This is a genomic window from Kitasatospora sp. NPDC001132 (genome assembly GCF_053598415.1).
In genome coordinates, this window is the sequence record NZ_JBSFKF010000009.1 from 230,126 (window position 1) to 247,050 (window position 16,925).

Annotated in this window: 13 protein-coding genes; 7 read left to right on the forward strand and 6 right to left on the reverse strand. The window is 75.6% G+C overall.

Going from position 1 to position 16,925, the window contains the following annotated elements:
• The first annotated feature begins 74 nt into the window (after positions 1 to 74).
• The 6 genes from fhuB (at position 75) to ACWDBE_RS15565 (ending at position 4,714) form a co-directional block, all read left to right on the forward strand.
• Complete coding sequence (fhuB, locus tag ACWDBE_RS15540) at positions 75 to 2,291, forward strand: Fe(3+)-hydroxamate ABC transporter permease FhuB (RefSeq protein ID WP_449808262.1); 2,217 nt, start codon at positions 75 to 77, stop codon at positions 2,289 to 2,291.
• A 20-nt stretch (positions 2,292 to 2,311) separates the two neighbouring features.
• Positions 2,312 to 3,442, forward strand: a complete 1,131-nt coding sequence (gene fes / locus ACWDBE_RS15545) for an enterochelin esterase (RefSeq protein ID WP_449808263.1) — start codon at positions 2,312 to 2,314, stop codon at positions 3,440 to 3,442.
• Positions 3,443 to 3,468: 26 nt separating this feature from the next.
• Entirely contained in the window at positions 3,469 to 3,630 is a 162-nt protein-coding gene (locus ACWDBE_RS15550; protein WP_449788700.1) for a Scr1 family TA system antitoxin-like transcriptional regulator, read from the forward strand.
• Positions 3,631 to 3,698: 68 nt separating this feature from the next.
• The gene (locus ACWDBE_RS15555) at positions 3,699 to 3,905 is read left to right on the forward strand and encodes a DUF397 domain-containing protein (RefSeq protein ID WP_449788570.1); all 207 of its coding nucleotides are present in this window, start codon (positions 3,699 to 3,701) and stop codon (positions 3,903 to 3,905) included.
• Between the two features lie 145 nt (positions 3,906 to 4,050).
• Positions 4,051 to 4,323: a hypothetical protein gene (locus ACWDBE_RS15560; protein WP_449808264.1), complete on the forward strand. Its 273-nt coding sequence runs from the start codon at positions 4,051 to 4,053 to the stop codon at positions 4,321 to 4,323.
• Entirely contained in the window at positions 4,313 to 4,714 is a 402-nt protein-coding gene (locus ACWDBE_RS15565; RefSeq protein WP_449788572.1) for a hypothetical protein, read from the forward strand. The genes ACWDBE_RS15560 and ACWDBE_RS15565 overlap by 11 nt, the downstream gene beginning before the upstream one ends.
• Before the next feature lie 4 nt (positions 4,715 to 4,718).
• On the opposite strand, the gene ACWDBE_RS15570 is transcribed toward ACWDBE_RS15565, so the two are convergent.
• From ACWDBE_RS15570 to ACWDBE_RS15580, 3 genes are read right to left on the reverse strand one after another with little or no spacing between them, the layout of a single operon-like run.
• Complete coding sequence (locus tag ACWDBE_RS15570; RefSeq protein WP_449808265.1) at positions 4,719 to 6,116, reverse strand: DHA2 family efflux MFS transporter permease subunit; 1,398 nt, start codon at positions 6,114 to 6,116, stop codon at positions 4,719 to 4,721.
• Complete coding sequence (locus ACWDBE_RS15575; RefSeq protein ID WP_449788574.1) at positions 6,113 to 6,298, reverse strand: MbtH family protein; 186 nt, start codon at positions 6,296 to 6,298, stop codon at positions 6,113 to 6,115. The genes ACWDBE_RS15570 and ACWDBE_RS15575 overlap by 4 nt, the downstream gene beginning before the upstream one ends.
• Positions 6,295 to 13,647: an amino acid adenylation domain-containing protein gene (locus ACWDBE_RS15580; protein WP_449808266.1), complete on the reverse strand. Its 7,353-nt coding sequence runs from the start codon at positions 13,645 to 13,647 to the stop codon at positions 6,295 to 6,297. Before ACWDBE_RS15580 ends, ACWDBE_RS15575 begins: the two co-directional genes overlap by 4 nt.
• A 119-nt stretch (positions 13,648 to 13,766) precedes the next feature.
• On the opposite strand from ACWDBE_RS15580, the gene ACWDBE_RS15585 reads away from it, so the two are divergent.
• A complete protein-coding gene (locus tag ACWDBE_RS15585; protein WP_449788576.1) occupies positions 13,767 to 14,957 on the forward strand; it encodes an amidohydrolase in 1,191 nt (396 codons plus the stop codon).
• A gap of 114 nt (positions 14,958 to 15,071) precedes the next feature.
• Here ACWDBE_RS15585 and ACWDBE_RS15590 read toward each other — a convergent pair whose 3' ends face one another.
• The 3 genes from ACWDBE_RS15590 to ACWDBE_RS15600 all read right to left on the reverse strand — a co-directional run bounded on the left by ACWDBE_RS15590 (position 15,072) and on the right by ACWDBE_RS15600 (position 16,860).
• Positions 15,072 to 15,818 (reverse strand): AMP-binding protein, encoded by a 747-nt coding sequence (locus tag ACWDBE_RS15590; protein ID WP_449808267.1) that lies wholly within the window; start codon positions 15,816 to 15,818, stop codon positions 15,072 to 15,074.
• Positions 15,819 to 15,895: 77 nt separating this feature from the next.
• On the reverse strand, positions 15,896 to 16,120 hold the full coding sequence (locus ACWDBE_RS15595; protein WP_449788578.1) for a phosphopantetheine-binding protein: 225 nt from the start codon (positions 16,118 to 16,120) through the stop codon (positions 15,896 to 15,898).
• 5 nt (positions 16,121 to 16,125) lie between these two features.
• On the reverse strand, positions 16,126 to 16,860 hold the full coding sequence (locus tag ACWDBE_RS15600; protein ID WP_449788579.1) for an isochorismatase family protein: 735 nt from the start codon (positions 16,858 to 16,860) through the stop codon (positions 16,126 to 16,128).
• Positions 16,861 to 16,925: the final 65 nt, after the last annotated feature.

Genomic DNA, 16,925 nt, shown 5'->3' on the forward strand with positions numbered 1-16,925 from the left:
GAGCGAGGTCCGGGCAGCTCGACGGAGCGGGGGTGCCCCACGGACGGGCTCGATCGTTAGGTTAGCCTTACCTTATGACATTGTCGCAAGTCGGCGTCCACCCGGCGCCCCCGGCGCCCCCGGCGCCCCCCGCCACCGCGCCGAAGCCCCGACGGCCCGGGCGGCCCCGACAGTCCGGGCAGTCCGGGCAGCGCACGGAGGGCCCCCGCCCCACCTGGCCGGCCGTCACAGCGGTGGTGGTGCTGCTGCTCGCCCTGGCCGCGCTCTCGCTGTCGGTCGGCGCCGGCGGGGTCGGCCCCGGCCGGGTGCTGGACTACCTGCTGAACCGCGACGGCGCCCGCGCCGACGGCCGGCTCGCCCTGGTCGTCGGCGACCTTCGACTGCCGCGCACCCTCACCGCCCTACTGGTCGGCGCCGCGCTCGGCGTCGCCGGGGCGCAGCTGCAGTCCGTCACCCGCAACCCGCTGGCCGAGACCGGGCTGCTCGGCGTCAACGCCGGCGCCTCGCTGGGCGTCGTGCTCGGCATCGCCGTGCTCGGCGTGCAGACCTCCTTCGGCTACCTCGCCTTCGCCTTCGGCGGCGCGGTGCTCGCCAGCACCGTGGTGCTGCTGGTCGCCAGCACCCGGGGCGGCGGCTCGCCGATGCGGCTGGTGCTCGCCGGCTCCGCCGTCGCGGCGGTCTTCCGCGGGCTCACCGACGTGCTGATCGTCAACTCCCCTGAGGCGTACGAGCGGTACCGGGTATGGGTGCTCGGCTCGCTGGCCGGGGTGGAGGGCTGGACGACGCTGCGCCAGCTCGCCCCGGTGCTCGGCGCCGGGTTCCTGCTCGCCGCCCTCACCACCCGGCCGCTGACCGCACTCGCCCTCGGCGACGACCTCGCCCGCGGCCTCGGCCACCGGCCCGGCGCCATCCGGGCCGCCGTCGCCGTCGCCGTCACCCTGCTGACCGCCTCCGCGGTCGCACTGGCCGGGCCGGTCGCCTTCCTCGGACTGCTCTCCGGCTTCCTCGCCCGCGCCGTCGCCGGCCCCCGGGTCGGGCGGCTCACCCTGCTCGCCGCGCTGTTCGGCGCCGCCGTGCTGACCGGCGCGGACGTGCTCGCCCGGGTGGTGGCCCGGCCCTTCGAGGCGCCGGTGTCGGTGATCGTCGCACTGATCGGCGCCCCGACCCTGATCGCGATCGTCCGCTCGCGGCGCTCCGCCGCGCTGTCCATGGCCGACCCCGCCGAGTCCGCGCCGGCCGCCGCTCGCCGGGGCGAAGCTGCCGCGCCCAAGCCGGACTTGGCGCTGCGGTACGGCACCTGGTCACTGCTGCTGCCGCACCGGGCCCTGCTGGCCTCGCTCGGCTTGGCCGCCGCGCTGCTGGCCGCCGTGGTGGTCTCGGCGCACGCCGGGCAGAGCGAACTCGACCTCGCCCGTACCTTCCGGGCCGTGTTCGGCCACGGCGACCGGCTGGACGTGCTGCTGGTGCAGAAGTTCCGGCTCGGCCGGATCGTCGCCGGGCTCGCCGCCGGGGCCGCCCTCGGCCTGGCCGGCTGCCTCACCCAGACCCTCGCCCGCAACCGCCTGGCCACCCCCGAACTCCTCGGCGTCAACGACGGCGCGACGGCCGCCGTGCTGATCTCCGCCGGCACCGCGGGCACCTTCGGCGCCTGGTGGGCCGGACCGCTCGGCGCACTGGTCGCCGTCCTGGTCGTCACCCTGGCCTCCGGCGGGCTCGGCGCGCGCGGCTACCGGGTCCTGGCGGTCGGGCTCGCCATGTCCGCGCTGGCCTCGGCCGTCATCCAGGTCGCGATGGCCCGGCGCTCGCTCAACTCGGCGAGCTCACTGTACATCTGGACCAACGGCAGCCTCAACGGGCGGGACCTCGCCGTCGCCACGCCCGCGCTGATCGGGCTGGCGGCGCTGGTGCCGATCGCGCTGGTGGCGGCCCGTCGGCTGGCGGTGCTGCGGTTCGACGACAGCGTCGCCTCCGCACTCGGCGTCGACCCGGGCCGGGTCCGGCTCGCCTGCCTGCTGCTGTCCGTCGCGCTGGCCGGGCTTGCGGTCGGCGTCTGCGGGCCGGTCGGCTTCGTGGCGCTGGCCGCGCCGGTGATCGCCGGGCGGCTGGCCGGGCCCGCGCGGGTGCCGGTGCTCGGCTCCGCTCTGACCGGCGCCCTGCTCGTCGTGCTCGCGGACACGCTGGGGCGGGTGCTGTTCGCAGGGGTGGAGATCCCCGTCGGCATCGTCACCACCGTCCTCGGCGGCCCCGTCCTGCTCTGGGTGCTGCTCGGCCGCAAGGGCAGCCCCGCGTGACCACTCCTGGAGGCCCCACCGTGGAAACCCGCTCCCCGCTGATCGCGCCCGACCCCGCCGACCCGGCCTACCGCCTGGTCACCTTCACCCACCGGGGCGGGGACTGCGACGGCGTGCTCGCCCTGCTGCACACCGTCACCGACAAGGACCGCCACGCCGGCGACCTGACACCACACCTGATGGAACGCCAGAGGGACGGGGCGTGGTCGATCACCTACCGGCTGCGCGCGGACCACCGCGCCTCCTACCAGCTGTACCCGTTCCGGGGCGAGGCCCCCGGCACCACCCGCCCCGACTGGTTGCGCGTCCTCGACCACGCCCGCCCCGACCCGCACGACACCGAGCCCCGGCTGCCCGCCCGCGACGGCCGCCACCCGTCCTCGGTGCTCAGCCTGCCCGCCGCGCCCGCGCAGCCGTACGTGCGCCGGCGTGAGGGCGTGCCGCGCGGGCGCACGCTCGCCCGCACGCAGGCCGGGCGGCGGGTGGACGTCCACCTGCCAGCGGGGCACCGCGCGGACGGCGGCCCGTACCCGATCGCGGTGCTGCTGGACGGCGAGATGTGGGGCGAGGTGCTGTCCGTCGGCGACACCCTCGACAACCTGACGGCGGACGGCGCCATCCCGCCGACCGTCGCCCTGCTCGTCCACACCATGGGCCCGAAGCGGCCGGACGACCTGAGCTGCAACCCGGCCTTCGTCGACCTCCTCGCCGACCGCCTGTTGCCCTGGGCCGGGGCGGAGTTCGGCGCGACCACCGATCCCTCGGCCACCGTGATCGCCGGCCAGAGCGCGGGCGGCCTCACCGCCGCCTACGCGGCCTACCGCCGCCCGGAGCACTTCGGCAACGCGCTCTGCCAGTCCGGGTCCTTCTGGTGGCCGGACGAGACCGAGTTCGACGCCGGCAGCGAGTGGTTGACCCGCCGCTTCGCCGCCGAGGAGCGGCGCCCGGCCCGCTTCTGGGTCGAGGTCGGCCTCCAGGAGTGGATGCTCCTCGCCCAGAACCGCCACCTGCGCGACGTCCTCACGGCCCGCGGCTACGACCTCGCCTACCGCGAGTTCAACGGCGGCCACGACTACGCCTGCTGGCGCGGCGGGTTGGCGGACGGGCTGGCGCACCTGCTGGGGTCACCCGGAGGGATGATTTCGGACTGACGGTCGCCACGCAACGCAACGTCGTCATCCAGGTCGTTCCGTCGGAGGGTTTCCACCCTGGCCTGGAAGGACAGCTCATTCTCCTCGACTTGCCCGAACACAAGCGGATCGCCTATGAAGAGGGCCAAGCTGGCGGGCGGCTGTACTCGGACGTCGACAAGGTACAGCTCCTGAGCCAACGCCATTAAAGGATCCTCCGACAGGCTCTCACGCCGGAGCAGGCGGCCGGGTTCATCAACAAGCTGGTGGAGGATCAGTGAATCGCGAGTTGGTCTGGTTCAGGTCCAGTCACAGCGGGAGTGAGGGTGACGCTTGCGTGGAGGTCGCCCGCACCCCGGGCATCATCCACGTCCGCGACTCCAAGGACAAGACCGGCCCCCAACTCACCTTCACCACGGAATCCTGGGCCGACTTCGTCTGCTTCGCCCGCCTCGCCACGCCCGGGGCCGGTCGGTCCCGATAGGGGAGAAGCCCCGGGCACGGTACGGCTCCGAGCCTACGGCGCGGTCCCGCGGGTCGCGCCGTAGGCTCGGCGGATCTAGGCGTACGGAGGGGTGGGGCGCGTGGGGCACGTGGTGGTGACGGGGTCGGCCGGGTTGGTGGGGTCCGTGGTGGTTCGGCTGCTGCGGGGGTCGGGCCGCGAGGTGCACCGGGATCCGGCGGCCCTGGTCGCGGAGCGGCTGCCCGCGGCGGCGACCGGGTTCGGGCGGCTCGGATGGGACCTGCCCTCCTCCGTCGACCGCGTCTACGTGTCCGAGCGGGCCTCGGCCGTGCTGGGGTACCGGCCGTGGCACGGGGTGGCCGAGGTGCTGGCCGAGGCCGAGGGACACGGCTTGTCGAACGATCAGACCAGCCACCAGACTTGCCCCCATGTCGACTGAACGAACCACCCGGTCCGTCGGAGCCGGTATCGGGCTGGTATTCCTCCAAGCCGGCGCGGGAGCCCTGCCGCTGGCCTTCGAGGTGCCGGTGCGGGTGCTCTCGGTGGCCGCGTTCCTCGGAGTCATCGGGGTCGGGAAGCGCTGGGGCGGCCGGGAGGAGCCGGCGGGCCGCACCTTCGACCTCGCCGCCCTCCTGCGGCGGCCCGCGCTGCGCGTCCTCGGCGCCGCGATGGCACTGTGCTGGGTCGGCGGACTGGTGCTGGCCCTCCGCGGCGCCCCGACGGCCGTCGTCGGCGCGGTCGCCGGGATCGCCCCGGGCGCGCTGCTGCTGGGCGCGGTGTGGTGGCTGTCCGCCCGGCCGCAGCGCGCGTCCGGGCGGACCACCGGCTGAGGGCTCAGTCCTCCGGCGGCGGGCCCGGAGCTCCGGCCGGGAGGCGGAGGGCCAGGAGGGCGCCGGCGGCGACCAGGGCGGCGGTGAGCAGGAGGGCGAGGCGGTAGGGGCCGGCGCCCGTGGCGTCGCCGAGCGCGCCGAGCAGCGCGGCGGTGGCCGCGATGCCGAGCGCGCCGCCGAGGGTGCGCAGGATGGTGAACAGGCTCATCGCGCGACCCATCGCGGGCGGCGGGACGTCGGCGAAGCCGGCGATCTGGACGGTGAGCACCGCTGTGCCCAGGATCAGGCCGACGCCGAACATCAACGCCCTTACGGCCCAGGGGTTCTCGGCGAAGCCGAGCGCGGCGAGGACGAGCGCCGCCAGCAGCAGCCCGGGCAGGGCGAGTCGGCGGGGGCCGAGGCGGGGCAGCAGGCGGTCCACCACCTGCGAGGCGGCCATCAGGCCGATCGCCTCCGGGAAGACGCTCAGCCCGGCGTCCAGGGCCGAGGCGCCGCGCGCCGCCTGGTAGAGCAGCGGCAGCACGAACAGTGCGCCCATCAGCCCGGCCGAGGTCAGCAGGGCGAGCCAGCTCGCCGCGCCGAAGGTGCGGTCGGCCAGCAGCCGAATGTCCACCAGCGCTTCGGCGGTGCGCAGTTGGTGCCGTACGGCGGCGCCGAGCAGGGCCAGTCCGAGCAGCCCGCCGAGGGCCACGCCCGGGGAGGTCCAGCCGTGCGCCGGGCCGAAGCCGAGGGCGTAGGTGAGCAGGCCGAGGCCGGGGGTGGCGAGCAGGAAGCCGGTGGTGTCGAAGCGGCCGGCCGGGGGCTCCTCCTCCGCGCCGCGCAGGCCGGTCAGGCCGATGACCACGGCCGCCGCCCCGATCGGCACATTGACCAGGAACAGCGAGTGCCAGGACAGGTGTTCGGTGAGGAAGCCGCCGAGCGGTGGCCCGAGGGCGGGCATCAGCGCGGTCGGGACGATCAGGATGCGACCCAGGCCGGCCCGCTCGTGCGGGGCGAAGGCCCGGAACAGCAGGGTCATCCCGACCGGTGTGAGCAGCCCGCCGGCCACGCCCTGGACGGCCCGCGCGGCCGAGAGCGCGCCCAGGCCGGGGGCCGCCGCGCAGAGCGCGCAGGCGAGGGTGAAGGCGGCGAGGGAGCCGAGGAAGACCCGCTTGACGCCGTACCGGTCGCCCAGCCAGCCGGCCGCCGGCAGGCCGAGGGCGAGGCCGACCAGGAAGGCCGTCTCCACGGCGTTGGCCGCCGAGACCGGCCGTCCGAAGTCCTCGGCGATGCTGAACAGCGCCGGGTTGACGATGGTCGAGTCCAGGCCGTTCATGCACATCGCGGCCGTGTAGACGACCACGACCGCGGCACGCCCCGCGAGCAGGGGGCGCGCCGGGGCCTGGACTGCCGGAGGGGTCACAGGGAGGTCCAGTTGGCGGTGATCCACTCCAGGGCGGCCGCTCGCTCGCACGGGCCGTGGGCGATGTCCCAGCCGGCCGGGACGGCGGCGAAGGCGGGCCACAGGGATTGCTGTCCCTCGGAGTTGACGAGCGCGAGGAACTCGCCGTCGGCGTCGAAGGGGTTGGCGGGGGCGTCACTCATCGGTGGTCTTCTCCATCGTCGGTCGCCTTCGGGAGGTGGGCGAGGTGGTGGGCGATCACACTCGCGATGTGCGCGATCGGGGCGGGCAGGGTCATGTCCTTGTGGGAGCAGGCCACGTCGGTGTTGGCGATCCGGCCGGACACGTACGGCTCCCAGAGTTCGGGCACCAGGGTGTCGTCAATGGTGTCGACGGTGGCGCGGAAGAACAGCACGTCGCCGTCGAAGCGGCGGTGGTCGTAGCCGCGCACCAGGTGGTCGGTGTTGAGGTAGATCCCGTTCAGCGCCGCCACGGTGGCCTCGTCCAGCCCGGCGAGCGGGCTGCCCTCGCGACGCAACAGCTCGGTGACGGCACCGAGTTCGAGCGGGCGGCCGTCCAGGTCCTCCGGTCCGAAGCCGCCCATGGTGAGCAGCGCCTCCAGCGCCTCGGCCTGGTCGGGGACGGGCAGTTCGCGGAAGCCCTCGGCGGGGTAGGCGTCCAGGATCGCCAGCAACTCGACGTCCTGGCCGAGCTCTTGCAGCCGTACGGCCAGTGCGTGCGCGATGATCCCGCCGGTGGACCAGCCGAGCAGCCGGTACGGCCCTGAGGGCTGGACCTCGCGCAGCCGCTCGGCGTAGTGCGCGGCCAACTCCTCCAGGGTGCCGGGCAGCGGCCGGGTGGCGGTGGCCGCGCCGACGCCCTGGGCCTGGAGGCCGTAGATCGGCACCTCGCCGGGCAGGTTGCGGATCAGGCCGGTGTAGCACCAGCTGAGGCCGCCGGCCGGGTGGACGGCGAACAGCGGGCGCTGCCGGCCGGGGGCGGCGGGCCGCAGCGGGAGCAGCACGTCCAGGGCGTCGGCGTCCGGCGCGCCCGCCGCGAGGGCGGCGTCCAGGGCGGCCACGGTGGACGCCTGGAACAGGGCGCCGATGCCGACCTCCAGCCCGAGCACCTCGCGGATCCGCCCGGCGAGCCGGACGACCAGCAGCGAGTGCCCGCCGAGCGCGAAGAAGTCGTCCTCGACGCCGACCGAGGCCAGTCCCAGGACCTCGGCGAACAGTTCGCACAGCTGCTGCTCGCGCGGGGTGCGCGGCGGGCGGCCGGCGCCCGCGGCGGGGGCCTCGGGGGCGGGCAGGGCGCGGCGGTCGAGCTTGCCGTTGGCGGTGAGCGGGAGGCGGTCGAGCAGGACGACGGCGGAGGGCACCATGTGGGCGGGCAGTTCGGCGGCGGTGTGGGCGCGCAGCTCCTCCGGCACCGCGGTGTGTGACGGCCCGTCCGGGTTGGCACCGGCGGCCACCGCGTAGCCGACCAGTCGCTTGTCCCCCGGCACGTCCTCCCGGACCACCACCGCGGCGTCGGCGACGGTGGGGTGAGCGGCCAACACGGCCTCGATCTCGCCGAGTTCGATCCGGAAGCCGCGCAGCTTGACCTGCTGGTCGGCGCGGCCGAAGTACTCCAGCACGCCGTCGGCGCGGCGGCGGGCGAGGTCCCCGGAGCGGTACATCCGGGTGCCGTGCTCGCCGAACAGCCCGGCGTACGGGTCGGCGACGAAGCGGGTGGCGGTCAGCTCGGGGCGGCCCAGGTAGCCGCGGGCCAGGCCCGCCCCGGCCACGTACATCTCGCCGGTGACGCCGGGCGGGACGGGCTGGAGGTGCTGGTCGAGGACGTAGACCCGCAGGTCGGGGATGTTGACGCCGATGGTGCTGCTGCTTCCGGCGGCGGCGCTCGCCCGGTCGAGGGCGACGTACGAGACGTGCACGGTGGTCTCGGTGATGCCGTACATGTTGACCAGCGTGGGCGCGTCCTCGGCGTGCCGGTCGTACCAGTCGTCCAGCCGGGCGAGTTCGAGCGCCTCGCCGCCGAACACCACGTAGCGCAGGGCGAGTTCGCTGCCGGGGCGGTCCCGGTCGGCGGCGCTGAGCTGGTAGAAGGCGGACGGCGTCTGGTTGAGCACGGTGACCCGCTCGCGGGCGAGCAGCTCCAGGAAGGCCGCCGGGTCGCGGCTGACCAGGTGCGGGACGACGACCAGCCGGCCGCCGTGCAACAGGGCGCCCCACAGCTCCCAGACCGAGAAGTCGAAGGCGTAGGAGTGGAACAGCGTCCACACGTCCTCGGCGCCGAAGCCGAACCAGTGATCGGTGGCGTCGAACAGCCGGACCACGTTGTGGTGGGTGACGGGCACGCCCTTGGGGCGGCCGGTGGAGCCGGAGGTGTAGATGACGTACGCGGTGTCCTCGGCGCGCAGCGGGCGGGTGCGCTCGTGCTGGGCCAGCGGGACGGCCGGTTGGCGGTCGGGCTCCGGCCCGTCGACCAGGAGTCGGCGCGCCTCGTGGGCGGGCAGCCGGGGCGCCGTGGCACGGTCGGTGAGCAGCGCGGCGGGGGCGGCGTCGGCCAGCATGTAGGCGAGCCGGTCGGCCGGGTAGTCGGGGTCGAGCGGCAGGTACGCGGCGCCGGACTTGGCCACCGCCAGCAGGGCGACGACGAGTTCGAGCGAGCGTGGCAGGGCGAGCGCGACGATGGTGCCGGGGCCGATGCCCTCGGCGGCCAGCAGCCGGGCCAGCCGGTCGGCGCGGGCGCCGAGTTCGGTGTAGTCGAGTTGCTCGTCCTGGTAACTGACCGCGATGGCCCGCGGGTTGGCCGCCGCTGCCGCCTCGAACAGTTCGGGCAGGGTCACACTCCGCCTCGTCGAGGCGACGGGGGTGCCGTTCCAATCGACCAGGGCGCGCTGCCGCTCCTGCTCGCTGATCAGCGGCAGCCGGCCGATCGGGGTGTCGGGGGCGCTCGCGGCGGCGGTGAGCAGTCTGGCCAGGCGCTCGCCGAGGGCGGCCACGGTGGCGGCGTCGAAGAGGTCGGTGCGGTACTCCAGGAAGCCGCCGATGCCGCCACCGGGCAGTTCGCCGGCATTGAGGGTGAGGTCGAACTTGGCGGTGCCGCTGGGGATGGCGGCGACCTCGGCGGTGAGGCCGCCGCCCAGGTCGATCCGCTCGTCCGGGCGGCTCTGCCAGGCGAGCATCACCTGGAACAGCGGGTGGCGGGCGAGCGAGCGGGCCGGGTTGAGCTCCTCGACCAGTCGGCCGAAGGGCAGGTCGGCGTGCTCGTGCGCGGCGAGCACGGCGGCGCGGACCCGGGCCAGCAGCTCGCGGAAGGTGGGGTCGCCGGACGTGTCGGTGCGCAGCACCACCGAGTTGACGAAGTAGCCGACCAGCGCGGCGGTCTCCTCGTCCTCGCGGCCGGCCACCGGGGTGCCGACCGGGATGTCGGTGCCGGCGCCGTGCCGGGTGAGCAGGGCCGCGAGCCCGGCCTGGACGGCCATGAAGACGGTGCTGTCGGCGGCCCTGGCGAGCCCGGCCAGGGCGGCGTGCGCCTCGGCGCCGAGCGCGAAGGGCACGGTGGCGCCCTGGTGGCCCGCGACGGCCGGGCGGGGGCGGTCGAGGGGCAGCTGCAGCTGGTCGGGCAGCCCGGCGAGCGCGGCGCGCCAGTGCTCCGCCTGCCGGACGGCGAGCGGGCTGGGCGCGTCGGCGGTGCCGAGCCGCTCGCGCTGCCAGACCGCATGGTCGGCGAACTGGACTGTGAGCGACGGGAGTTCGGGTTCGCGCCCGGCGGTCCTGGCGGTGTAGGCGGCGGCCAGGTCGCGCAGCAGCGGGGTGGTGGAGGCGCCGTCGCCGGCGATGTGGTGCAGCAGCAGGAGCAGGGTGTGCCGCTCCGGGCCGCCGGCGGACGGGGAGGGTCCGACCGGTGCGGCGACCCCGGCGGACGGGGAGGGTCCGACCGGTGCGGCGACCCCGGCGAACAGCGTGGCGCGCAGCGGAGGTTCGGCGGACAGATCGAAGGCGTACCGGACGGCCGCGGCCAACTCGCCTGTCCCCTCGTGCAGTTCGACCGGGCAGGAGGGAAGGATGCGCTGGTACGGCGTGCCGTCCGGCTCCTCCCCGTAGACGGTGCGCAGGACTTCGTGCCGGGCGACGAGGTCGCCGAGGGCGAGGGTGAGGGCGTGCCGGTCGAGCGGGCCGGTGAGGGTGAGCGCCAGCGGGATGTTGTAGGTCGGGCTGGGGCCTTCGAGGCGGTGCAGGAACCAGAGGCCGCGCTGGGCGGGCGAGAGCGGCATCCGGTCGGTGCGCGGCACCGGAACGGGGCCGGGTCCGCGCTCGGTCTCCGCGCCCCTGCCGGACGCCTCCGCGAGCAGCGCGGCGAGGCCGGCCGGGGTCGGCTGCCGGAACACGTCGGCGAACCCGACCGGGGTGGCGAAGGTGTCGCGCAGTCGGGCGGCCAGGCGCCCGGCGAGCAGCGAGTGGCCGCCGAGGTCGAAGAAGGAGGCGTCCCGGCCCGGCGCCTGCGGCAGGCCGAGGACGTCGGCGAACAGCCCGCAGACCAGCTCCTCCCGGGGCGTGGCCGCAGCGGCGCCCTCGGCGACGGCGGTCGGCTCGGGCAGGGCGCGGTGGTCGAGCTTGTCGTGGGAGGTGCGCGGAAGTTCGTCCAGCAGCAGCACGGCCGCCGGGACCAAGTGCGCGGGCAGCCGGGCGGCGAGTGCGGCGCGCAGCCCGTCCGGGTCGGGCGTGCTGCCACTCTCCGGGACGGCGTAGCCGAGCAGGCGCTTGCCCTGCGGACCGGGGCGGGCGATCACCACGGCCTGGGCGACGCCGGGCAGTTCGGCGAGGACGGCGGCGATCTCGCCGGGCTCGATCCGGAAGCCGCGGATCTTCACCTGGTCGTCGGCCCGGCCGAGGAACTCCAGGGTGCCGTCGGGGCGGCGGCGGGCGAGGTCGCCGGTGCGGTACATCCGGCCGCCGGGCGGGCCGAACGGGTCGGCGACGAAGCGTTCGGCGGTGAGGTCGGGGCGGCCGAGGTAGCCGCGGGCCAGGCAGGCGCCTGCCACGTACAGCTCGCCGGTGACGCCGTCGGGCGCGGGGCGCAGCGAACCGTCCAGGACGTAGGCGCGGGAGCCGCGCACCACCCGGCCGCGCGGGGCGCCGTCCGGGCCCGGGGTCCAGGCGTAGGCGTCGACGGTGGTCTCGGTCGGGCCGTAGAGGTCGACCGGGTGCAGGCCTGGGACGGCGGCCAGGCGCTGCCAGAGGGCGGGCGGGGTGGCCTCGCCGCCGACCACGAGGACGGACGGGCGGTGCCGGCCCTCGTCCAGGATGCCTTCGGCGAGCAGGACTTCGAGGTAGGAGGGGGTGAGGTCGAGGTAGTCGATGCGCTCGCGGTCGAGCTGGGCGGCGAGCGCGGCCGGGTCGCGGTAGGTGGCGTCGTCCAGCAGGTGGAGCTCGTGGCCGTGGACCATCCAGAGCACCGGGTCCCATGACGCGTCGAAGGCGAACGAGGCGCTGTGGGCGACGCGCAGCCGGTCGCGGCCGGCGCGGCGCACGGCGGGGGCGATGTGGTCCTCACCGAGGCCGGCGTGCAGGTTGGCCAACGAGGCGTGGGTGACCACCACGCCCTTGGGGCGGCCGGTGGATCCCGAGGTGTGCAACACGTAGGCGGGGTCGTGGAGTCGGGGTGCGGGCGGGGCCTCGGCGGGCTCGGGGTCCGCCTCCCCCGGCTGGACGGTGGGCAGGTCGGCGGGCAGGTCGAGCCCGGCGAGGGCCTCGGCGGTGCCGATGGCGCAGACCGGGCGGGCGTCGGCCAGTACGGCGGCCAGGCGTTGCGCCGGGTGGGCGAGGTCGAGGGAGACGCAGGCGCCGCCCGCCTTGAGGACGGCGAGCATCGCGACCAGGGTGTCGGTACCACGCGGCAGGGCGATCGCGACCGGTGCGCCGGCCCGGACTCCGAGGGCCGTCAGGCGGTGCGCGAGACGGTCGGCGGCGCGGTCGAGTTGCTTGTACGTCAGGGCCGCTGAGCCGCAGCGGACGGCGACGGCGTCCGGGGTGCGGGCGGCCTGGGCGGCGAACAGCTCGGGCACGGTCCGCTCGACGGGGGGCTCGGTGCGGCCTTCGGTGGCGCGGCGCAGGCCGTCGGGGTCGAGCAGGTCGATCCGGGCGATCGGCGTCCGCGGGTCGATGAGCAGGAGGTCGGCGAGGGCGTCGAGGTAGCGCAGCAGGCCGTCGCGGTGAGCGGCGAGGGAGGCGAGGCCGTAGCGGACCGGGTCGGCGTCGATGACCAGGCGCAGCGCGCCGTCCGGGCCGGGTGAGACGTTCACGGCGAGATCGTCGACCGGGCCCGCGGCGAGATTGCGGACGGTGCCGGGCAGGCCCGCCAGGTCGAGGTCGCTCTCGAAGGCCTTGATGTTGACCATCGGGCCGAACAGGGCGCGACGGTCGCCGGTGCGGCCGAGGTCGCGGCGCAGTTCCTCCAGCGGGTAGCGCTGGTGGCGGCGGACGGCGCGCAGCTCGCGGACCACGGCGCGCAGCAGGGCCTCGGCGCTGTCGGCGGGGTGGACGGCGAGGCGCAGCGGGAGCACGTTGGCGGTGGCGACGGGGGTGCGCAGGGCGGCCGGGCCGCGGCGGTTGGCGAGTGGCAGGCCGAGGACGACGTCCCGGGTGCCGGTCAGGCGGTGCAGGTAGCCGGCGGTGGCGGCGAGGACCAGTTCGGCCCAGGTGGCGCGGACGGCGTCGGCGGCACGCTGCAGGCGGTCGCGGGTGCCGGGGGGCAGGTCGGCGGTGAGGCGGATCGTTTCGGCGGGGGCGTTGCCGGCGCTGGTGTTGTCGGTGGCGGGTTCGAGGGTGGCGGTGGCGGCGTTGTCGGTGGCGGGTTCGGGGGTGGCGGGTTCGGGGGCGCTGGGGAGGGTGGCCGGGGTGTCGGCGTCGGCCATCCGGGCGGACCAGTGGGCACGGTCGGCCTCGTACTCCGCGCTCTCCCGGTAGGCGGCCTCCTCGGCGGCGGTCGCGGCGAGTCCGGCGAAGGGGTTCGGAGCGGGTTCGACTCCGGTCGTGCAGGCGGTGTAGAGGGCGGAGACCCGCTCGCCGAGGAGGGTCAACGCGTAGGCGTCGACGGCGAGGTGGTGGATCCGGCGGTACCAGAGCCGACGGCCCTCGGCGAGCCGGATGAGCGCGTGGGCGAACAGCGGGCCCTCGGCGAGGTCGGCCGGGCGGGCGAGGTCGGCGCGCATCCAGGTCTCGGCCTCGGCGGCCGGGTCGGCGGCGGCCCGCAGGTCGAGGCGGTGCAGCGGCCAGCGTCGGCCGGGACGCAGCCGCTGGCGGGGCGTGCCGTCCGGACCGGTCACGACGACGGCGCTCAGCGCCTGCGCCTCCTCCACCGCCTGCCGCAGCGCCTGTTCGAACCGGTCCTCGTCGAGCGGGCCGGTGATCTCGACGGCGTCGCCGGTGTTGTAGACCGGGCTCGCGGGGTCGAGGGCCTGGGCGTACCAGATGGCCGACTGGGCGGCGAGCAGCGGGATGTCGGCGGTCTGGCGGTCGGCGATCTGGGTTTCGACGGCAGGCATGGGGTGGAGAGCTCCTCGGGGATCCGGAACGCCTTACTTAGGTTAGCCTAATCTAACTTCACATGATCTGGTCAACGGCCCCACAGGGCCGGGCCCCTGACAACCCGGAGACGCCACCCATGCCCCCGACCGAGCCGCCGACCGCACCCTCGGCTGATCTCTCGACCGGCCTTCTCGCCGAGGCCAAGCAGGCCGTGCGCGACCGCGTCCACGGCCACAGGGCCGAACTGCTCGCGCTCAGCCGCCGCATCCACTCCCACCCCGAGACCGCCTTCGAGGAGCACCTGGCGGCCGCATGGTGCTCCGAACTACTGCGCGCGCACGGCTACTCGGTCACCGCGCCCGCCCACGGCCTGGCCACCGCGTTCGACGCGCGCCTCGGCAGCGGGCCGGTCACCGTCGCGCTGGTCTGCGAGTACGACGCGCTGCCCGACCTCGGCCACGCCTGCGGCCACAACCTGATCGCCGCCGCCGGCCTGGGCGCGGCACTCGGGCTCGCACCGTTCGCGGACCGACTCGGGCTCACGGTACGGGTGATCGGCGCACCGGCCGAGGAACGCGGGGCCGGAAAGGCGCTGCTGCTGGAGGCCGGGGCGTTCGACGGGGTGGACGCGGCGATGATGGTCCACCCGTGCCCCGTCGAGGTCGCCGACTTCCGGTCCTTCGCGCTCGGCACGCTGTCCGTCCGCTACACCGGGCGCGCCGCCCACCCGAGCCTCGACCCCCACCGGGGACGCAACGCCGCCGACGCGCTCACCGTCGCCCAGGTCGCGATCGGGCTGCTGCGCCAGCAACTCCCGCCGCAGTGGCGGGTGCACGGCATCACCACGGCGGCCGGGACGGCGCCGAACCTGATTCCGGACAGCGCGAGCGCCGAGTACGAGATCCGCGCCTCGGCGGCCGAGGACCTCGCCGAGCTTCGCTCCCGGGTCGAGGACTGCTTCCGGGCCGGGGCGCTCGCCGCCGGCTGCGAGGTGGAGTTGACCCGGCCCGAGCCGGACTACCTGGACATGCGCTCCGACCCCCGGCTGCTGGCGCTGTGGCGGGCCAACGCGGCGGCTCTCGGTCGGCCGGAGCCGGTCGAGAGCGGGCCGTTCGCCCGCACGGACATGGGGAACGTGTCGCACGCGGTGCCGTCGATCCACCCGGTGCTGGACATCACCGGCCGCACCTGCGCCCCGCACGAGGCGGCGTTCGCCGAGGCGGCGCTGGGCGCGGAGGCGGAGCGGGCGGTGCTGGACGGCGCGGTGGGGATGGCGTGGACGGCGGCGGACCTGGCGGTGCGGGCGGCGGCGGTCGAGCCGCGCTGACCGACGGGTGACAGCCGACGACTTTCAGCGAACAGATGACGAAATCTGTTCGCTGAAATCTGTTCGCCGACTTCTGTTCGCTGACTTCTGTTCGCTGAAAGTCGTCACCCGTCCTCACCCGCCCAGCAGCGCTCCCGGCGCCACCCGCACCGCCGTGACCCCCAGCGCCCGCACCAGCGCCCCGACCTCGCCCTCCTGCCCCGGGTCGACGAGCACCACGGCGGCGCCCGTCCGCAGCGGCCACAGGTACTCCCAGAGCGGCAGGCCCAGCTGCAGCACCCGGTCGCCCGGCCCGAGTGGGTGGGCCGCCTGGAGGTCCCGGACCCGGCGGTCCGCCTCGGCATGGGTCAGCCGGACGGCGGTCGGGCGCCCGCCCGGACCGTAGCCGACGCAGAGCAGGTGCTGCGGGGTCAGCGCCCGGGGCGGGTCGGTGGGCAGCTCGTGGTCCGTCTCCAGCCCGGTCACCGCCCTCGCGACCCCCTCCCCCAGCACACAGACCGGCACGTTCTCCGCGAGCAGCCGTTCCCGCCGCCCGGGCGCGTCCGTCGGGTCCAGCGGCAGGTACGCCGCGCCCGACTTCGCCACCGCCAGCAGCGCCGTGAGCAGCTCCGCCGGGCGGCGGAACCCCGCCAGGCCGACCACCGCGCCCGGGCGGGCCCCGCGGGCGGCCAGGGCGCGCGCCAGCCGGTTGGCCGAGGCGTTCAACTCCCGGTAGCTGACGGTCTCCCCGTCCGCGAGCACCAGCGCCGGCGCATCCGGCGTCCGGGCCGCCTGCGCCTCGACCGGCCCCACCACCGTCGTCGCCGGGTACCTCACCGTACGGCGGGGCAGCGGAGGCAGCCCGGGCGCCGTGGGCGGCACGGCTCCACGAGCCACGGCCCCACAGACCACGGCCCCACCGGCCACGTCCCGGACCGCCTCGTCCACCCCCGCCGCCATCACGCCGCGCCCAGCAGCTCGGCCCAGGCCTCGATCGCCGGGCGTTCCGCGAGCCGGACGAACGCCACGTCGGCGCCTTCCTGCTGCCAGCGCGCGGCGAGCGTCATCAGCCGGATGGAGTCCAGCCCCCAGTCGACCAGGTTCTCGTCCAACGGGATCTCCGCCGGCTCCTCGCCGAGCAGGTCGGCGACCTCGGCCCGGATCCGCTCCACCGTGAAGCCCATGCCCGTCACTTTCCACCCACCCCTTCGAGCTCCGAAGTCCCGTACTCGCCCTCGAGGTTCGAGGCGGCCGGCTCCACAACCGACCCCACAACCGACCCCGCGGCCGACCCCAGCGTCCCGAGCACCGCCTCCGCCGTGGTGACCATCCCGCAACGCCCGGCCACCCAGGTCAGCGCGCCGCGGTGCTCCGCCGGGCCGAAGTCGGCGACGGCGTCGGCCACCACGAAGGCCTGGACGTCCCGCATCCAGGCGTCGCAGGCGGTGGCCTGCACCCCGATGTGCGCGTACACGCCGGTGATCACCAGCTGGTCCCGCCCCTGCTCGCACAGCAGCTGCTCCAACTCGGTGCGCACGAAGGCGCTGTACTTCCACTTGGTGAGCACGGTGTCGCCGGGTGCCGCGGCGACGGCCTCGGCGATCGCGGTGGCCCGCGGGTCGTCCGGGACGCCCGGCCCCCAGAAGTCCTGCTGCAGCCCGCGCTCGGCCGGGCTCTGCCCGCCGAGCTGCGCCGAGTACACGACGGGGACGCCGGCGGCGCGCGCCGCCTCGGCCAACGCCGCGACATTGCCGAGGAGTTCAGGCACCGGAGCGGCCTCGGCGTCGAAGGCGTCCAGGAAGTGGTTCTGCAGGTCGTGCACCAGCAGGACGGCGCGCGCCGGGTCCACTGCCCAGGCGACCCGGTTGGCGGGCAGCTCCTCGGCGGCGGGCATGGGATAGGAGGGAATGCGTGGCAGGCCCACGGTGGTGTTCCTTAACTGGACGGAAGGCGAGATGACGTGCGGGGAGGGAGACAGCCGGCGGTCGG

Coding starts and splice junctions, on each gene's coding strand:
- ACWDBE_RS15575 (WP_449788574.1), bottom strand. CDS start 6,298: ATGAGTGACGCCCCCGCCAACCCCTTCGACGCCGACGGCGAGTTCCTC.
- ACWDBE_RS15580 (WP_449808266.1), bottom strand. CDS start 13,647: ATGCCTGCCGTCGAAACCCAGATCGCCGACCGCCAGACCGCCGACATC.
- ACWDBE_RS15595 (WP_449788578.1), bottom strand. CDS start 16,120: ATGGGCTTCACGGTGGAGCGGATCCGGGCCGAGGTCGCCGACCTGCTC.
- ACWDBE_RS15565 (WP_449788572.1), top strand. CDS start 4,313: ATGTCGACTGAACGAACCACCCGGTCCGTCGGAGCCGGTATCGGGCTG.
- fhuB (WP_449808262.1), top strand. CDS start 75: ATGACATTGTCGCAAGTCGGCGTCCACCCGGCGCCCCCGGCGCCCCCG.
- ACWDBE_RS15585 (WP_449788576.1), top strand. CDS start 13,767: ATGCCCCCGACCGAGCCGCCGACCGCACCCTCGGCTGATCTCTCGACC.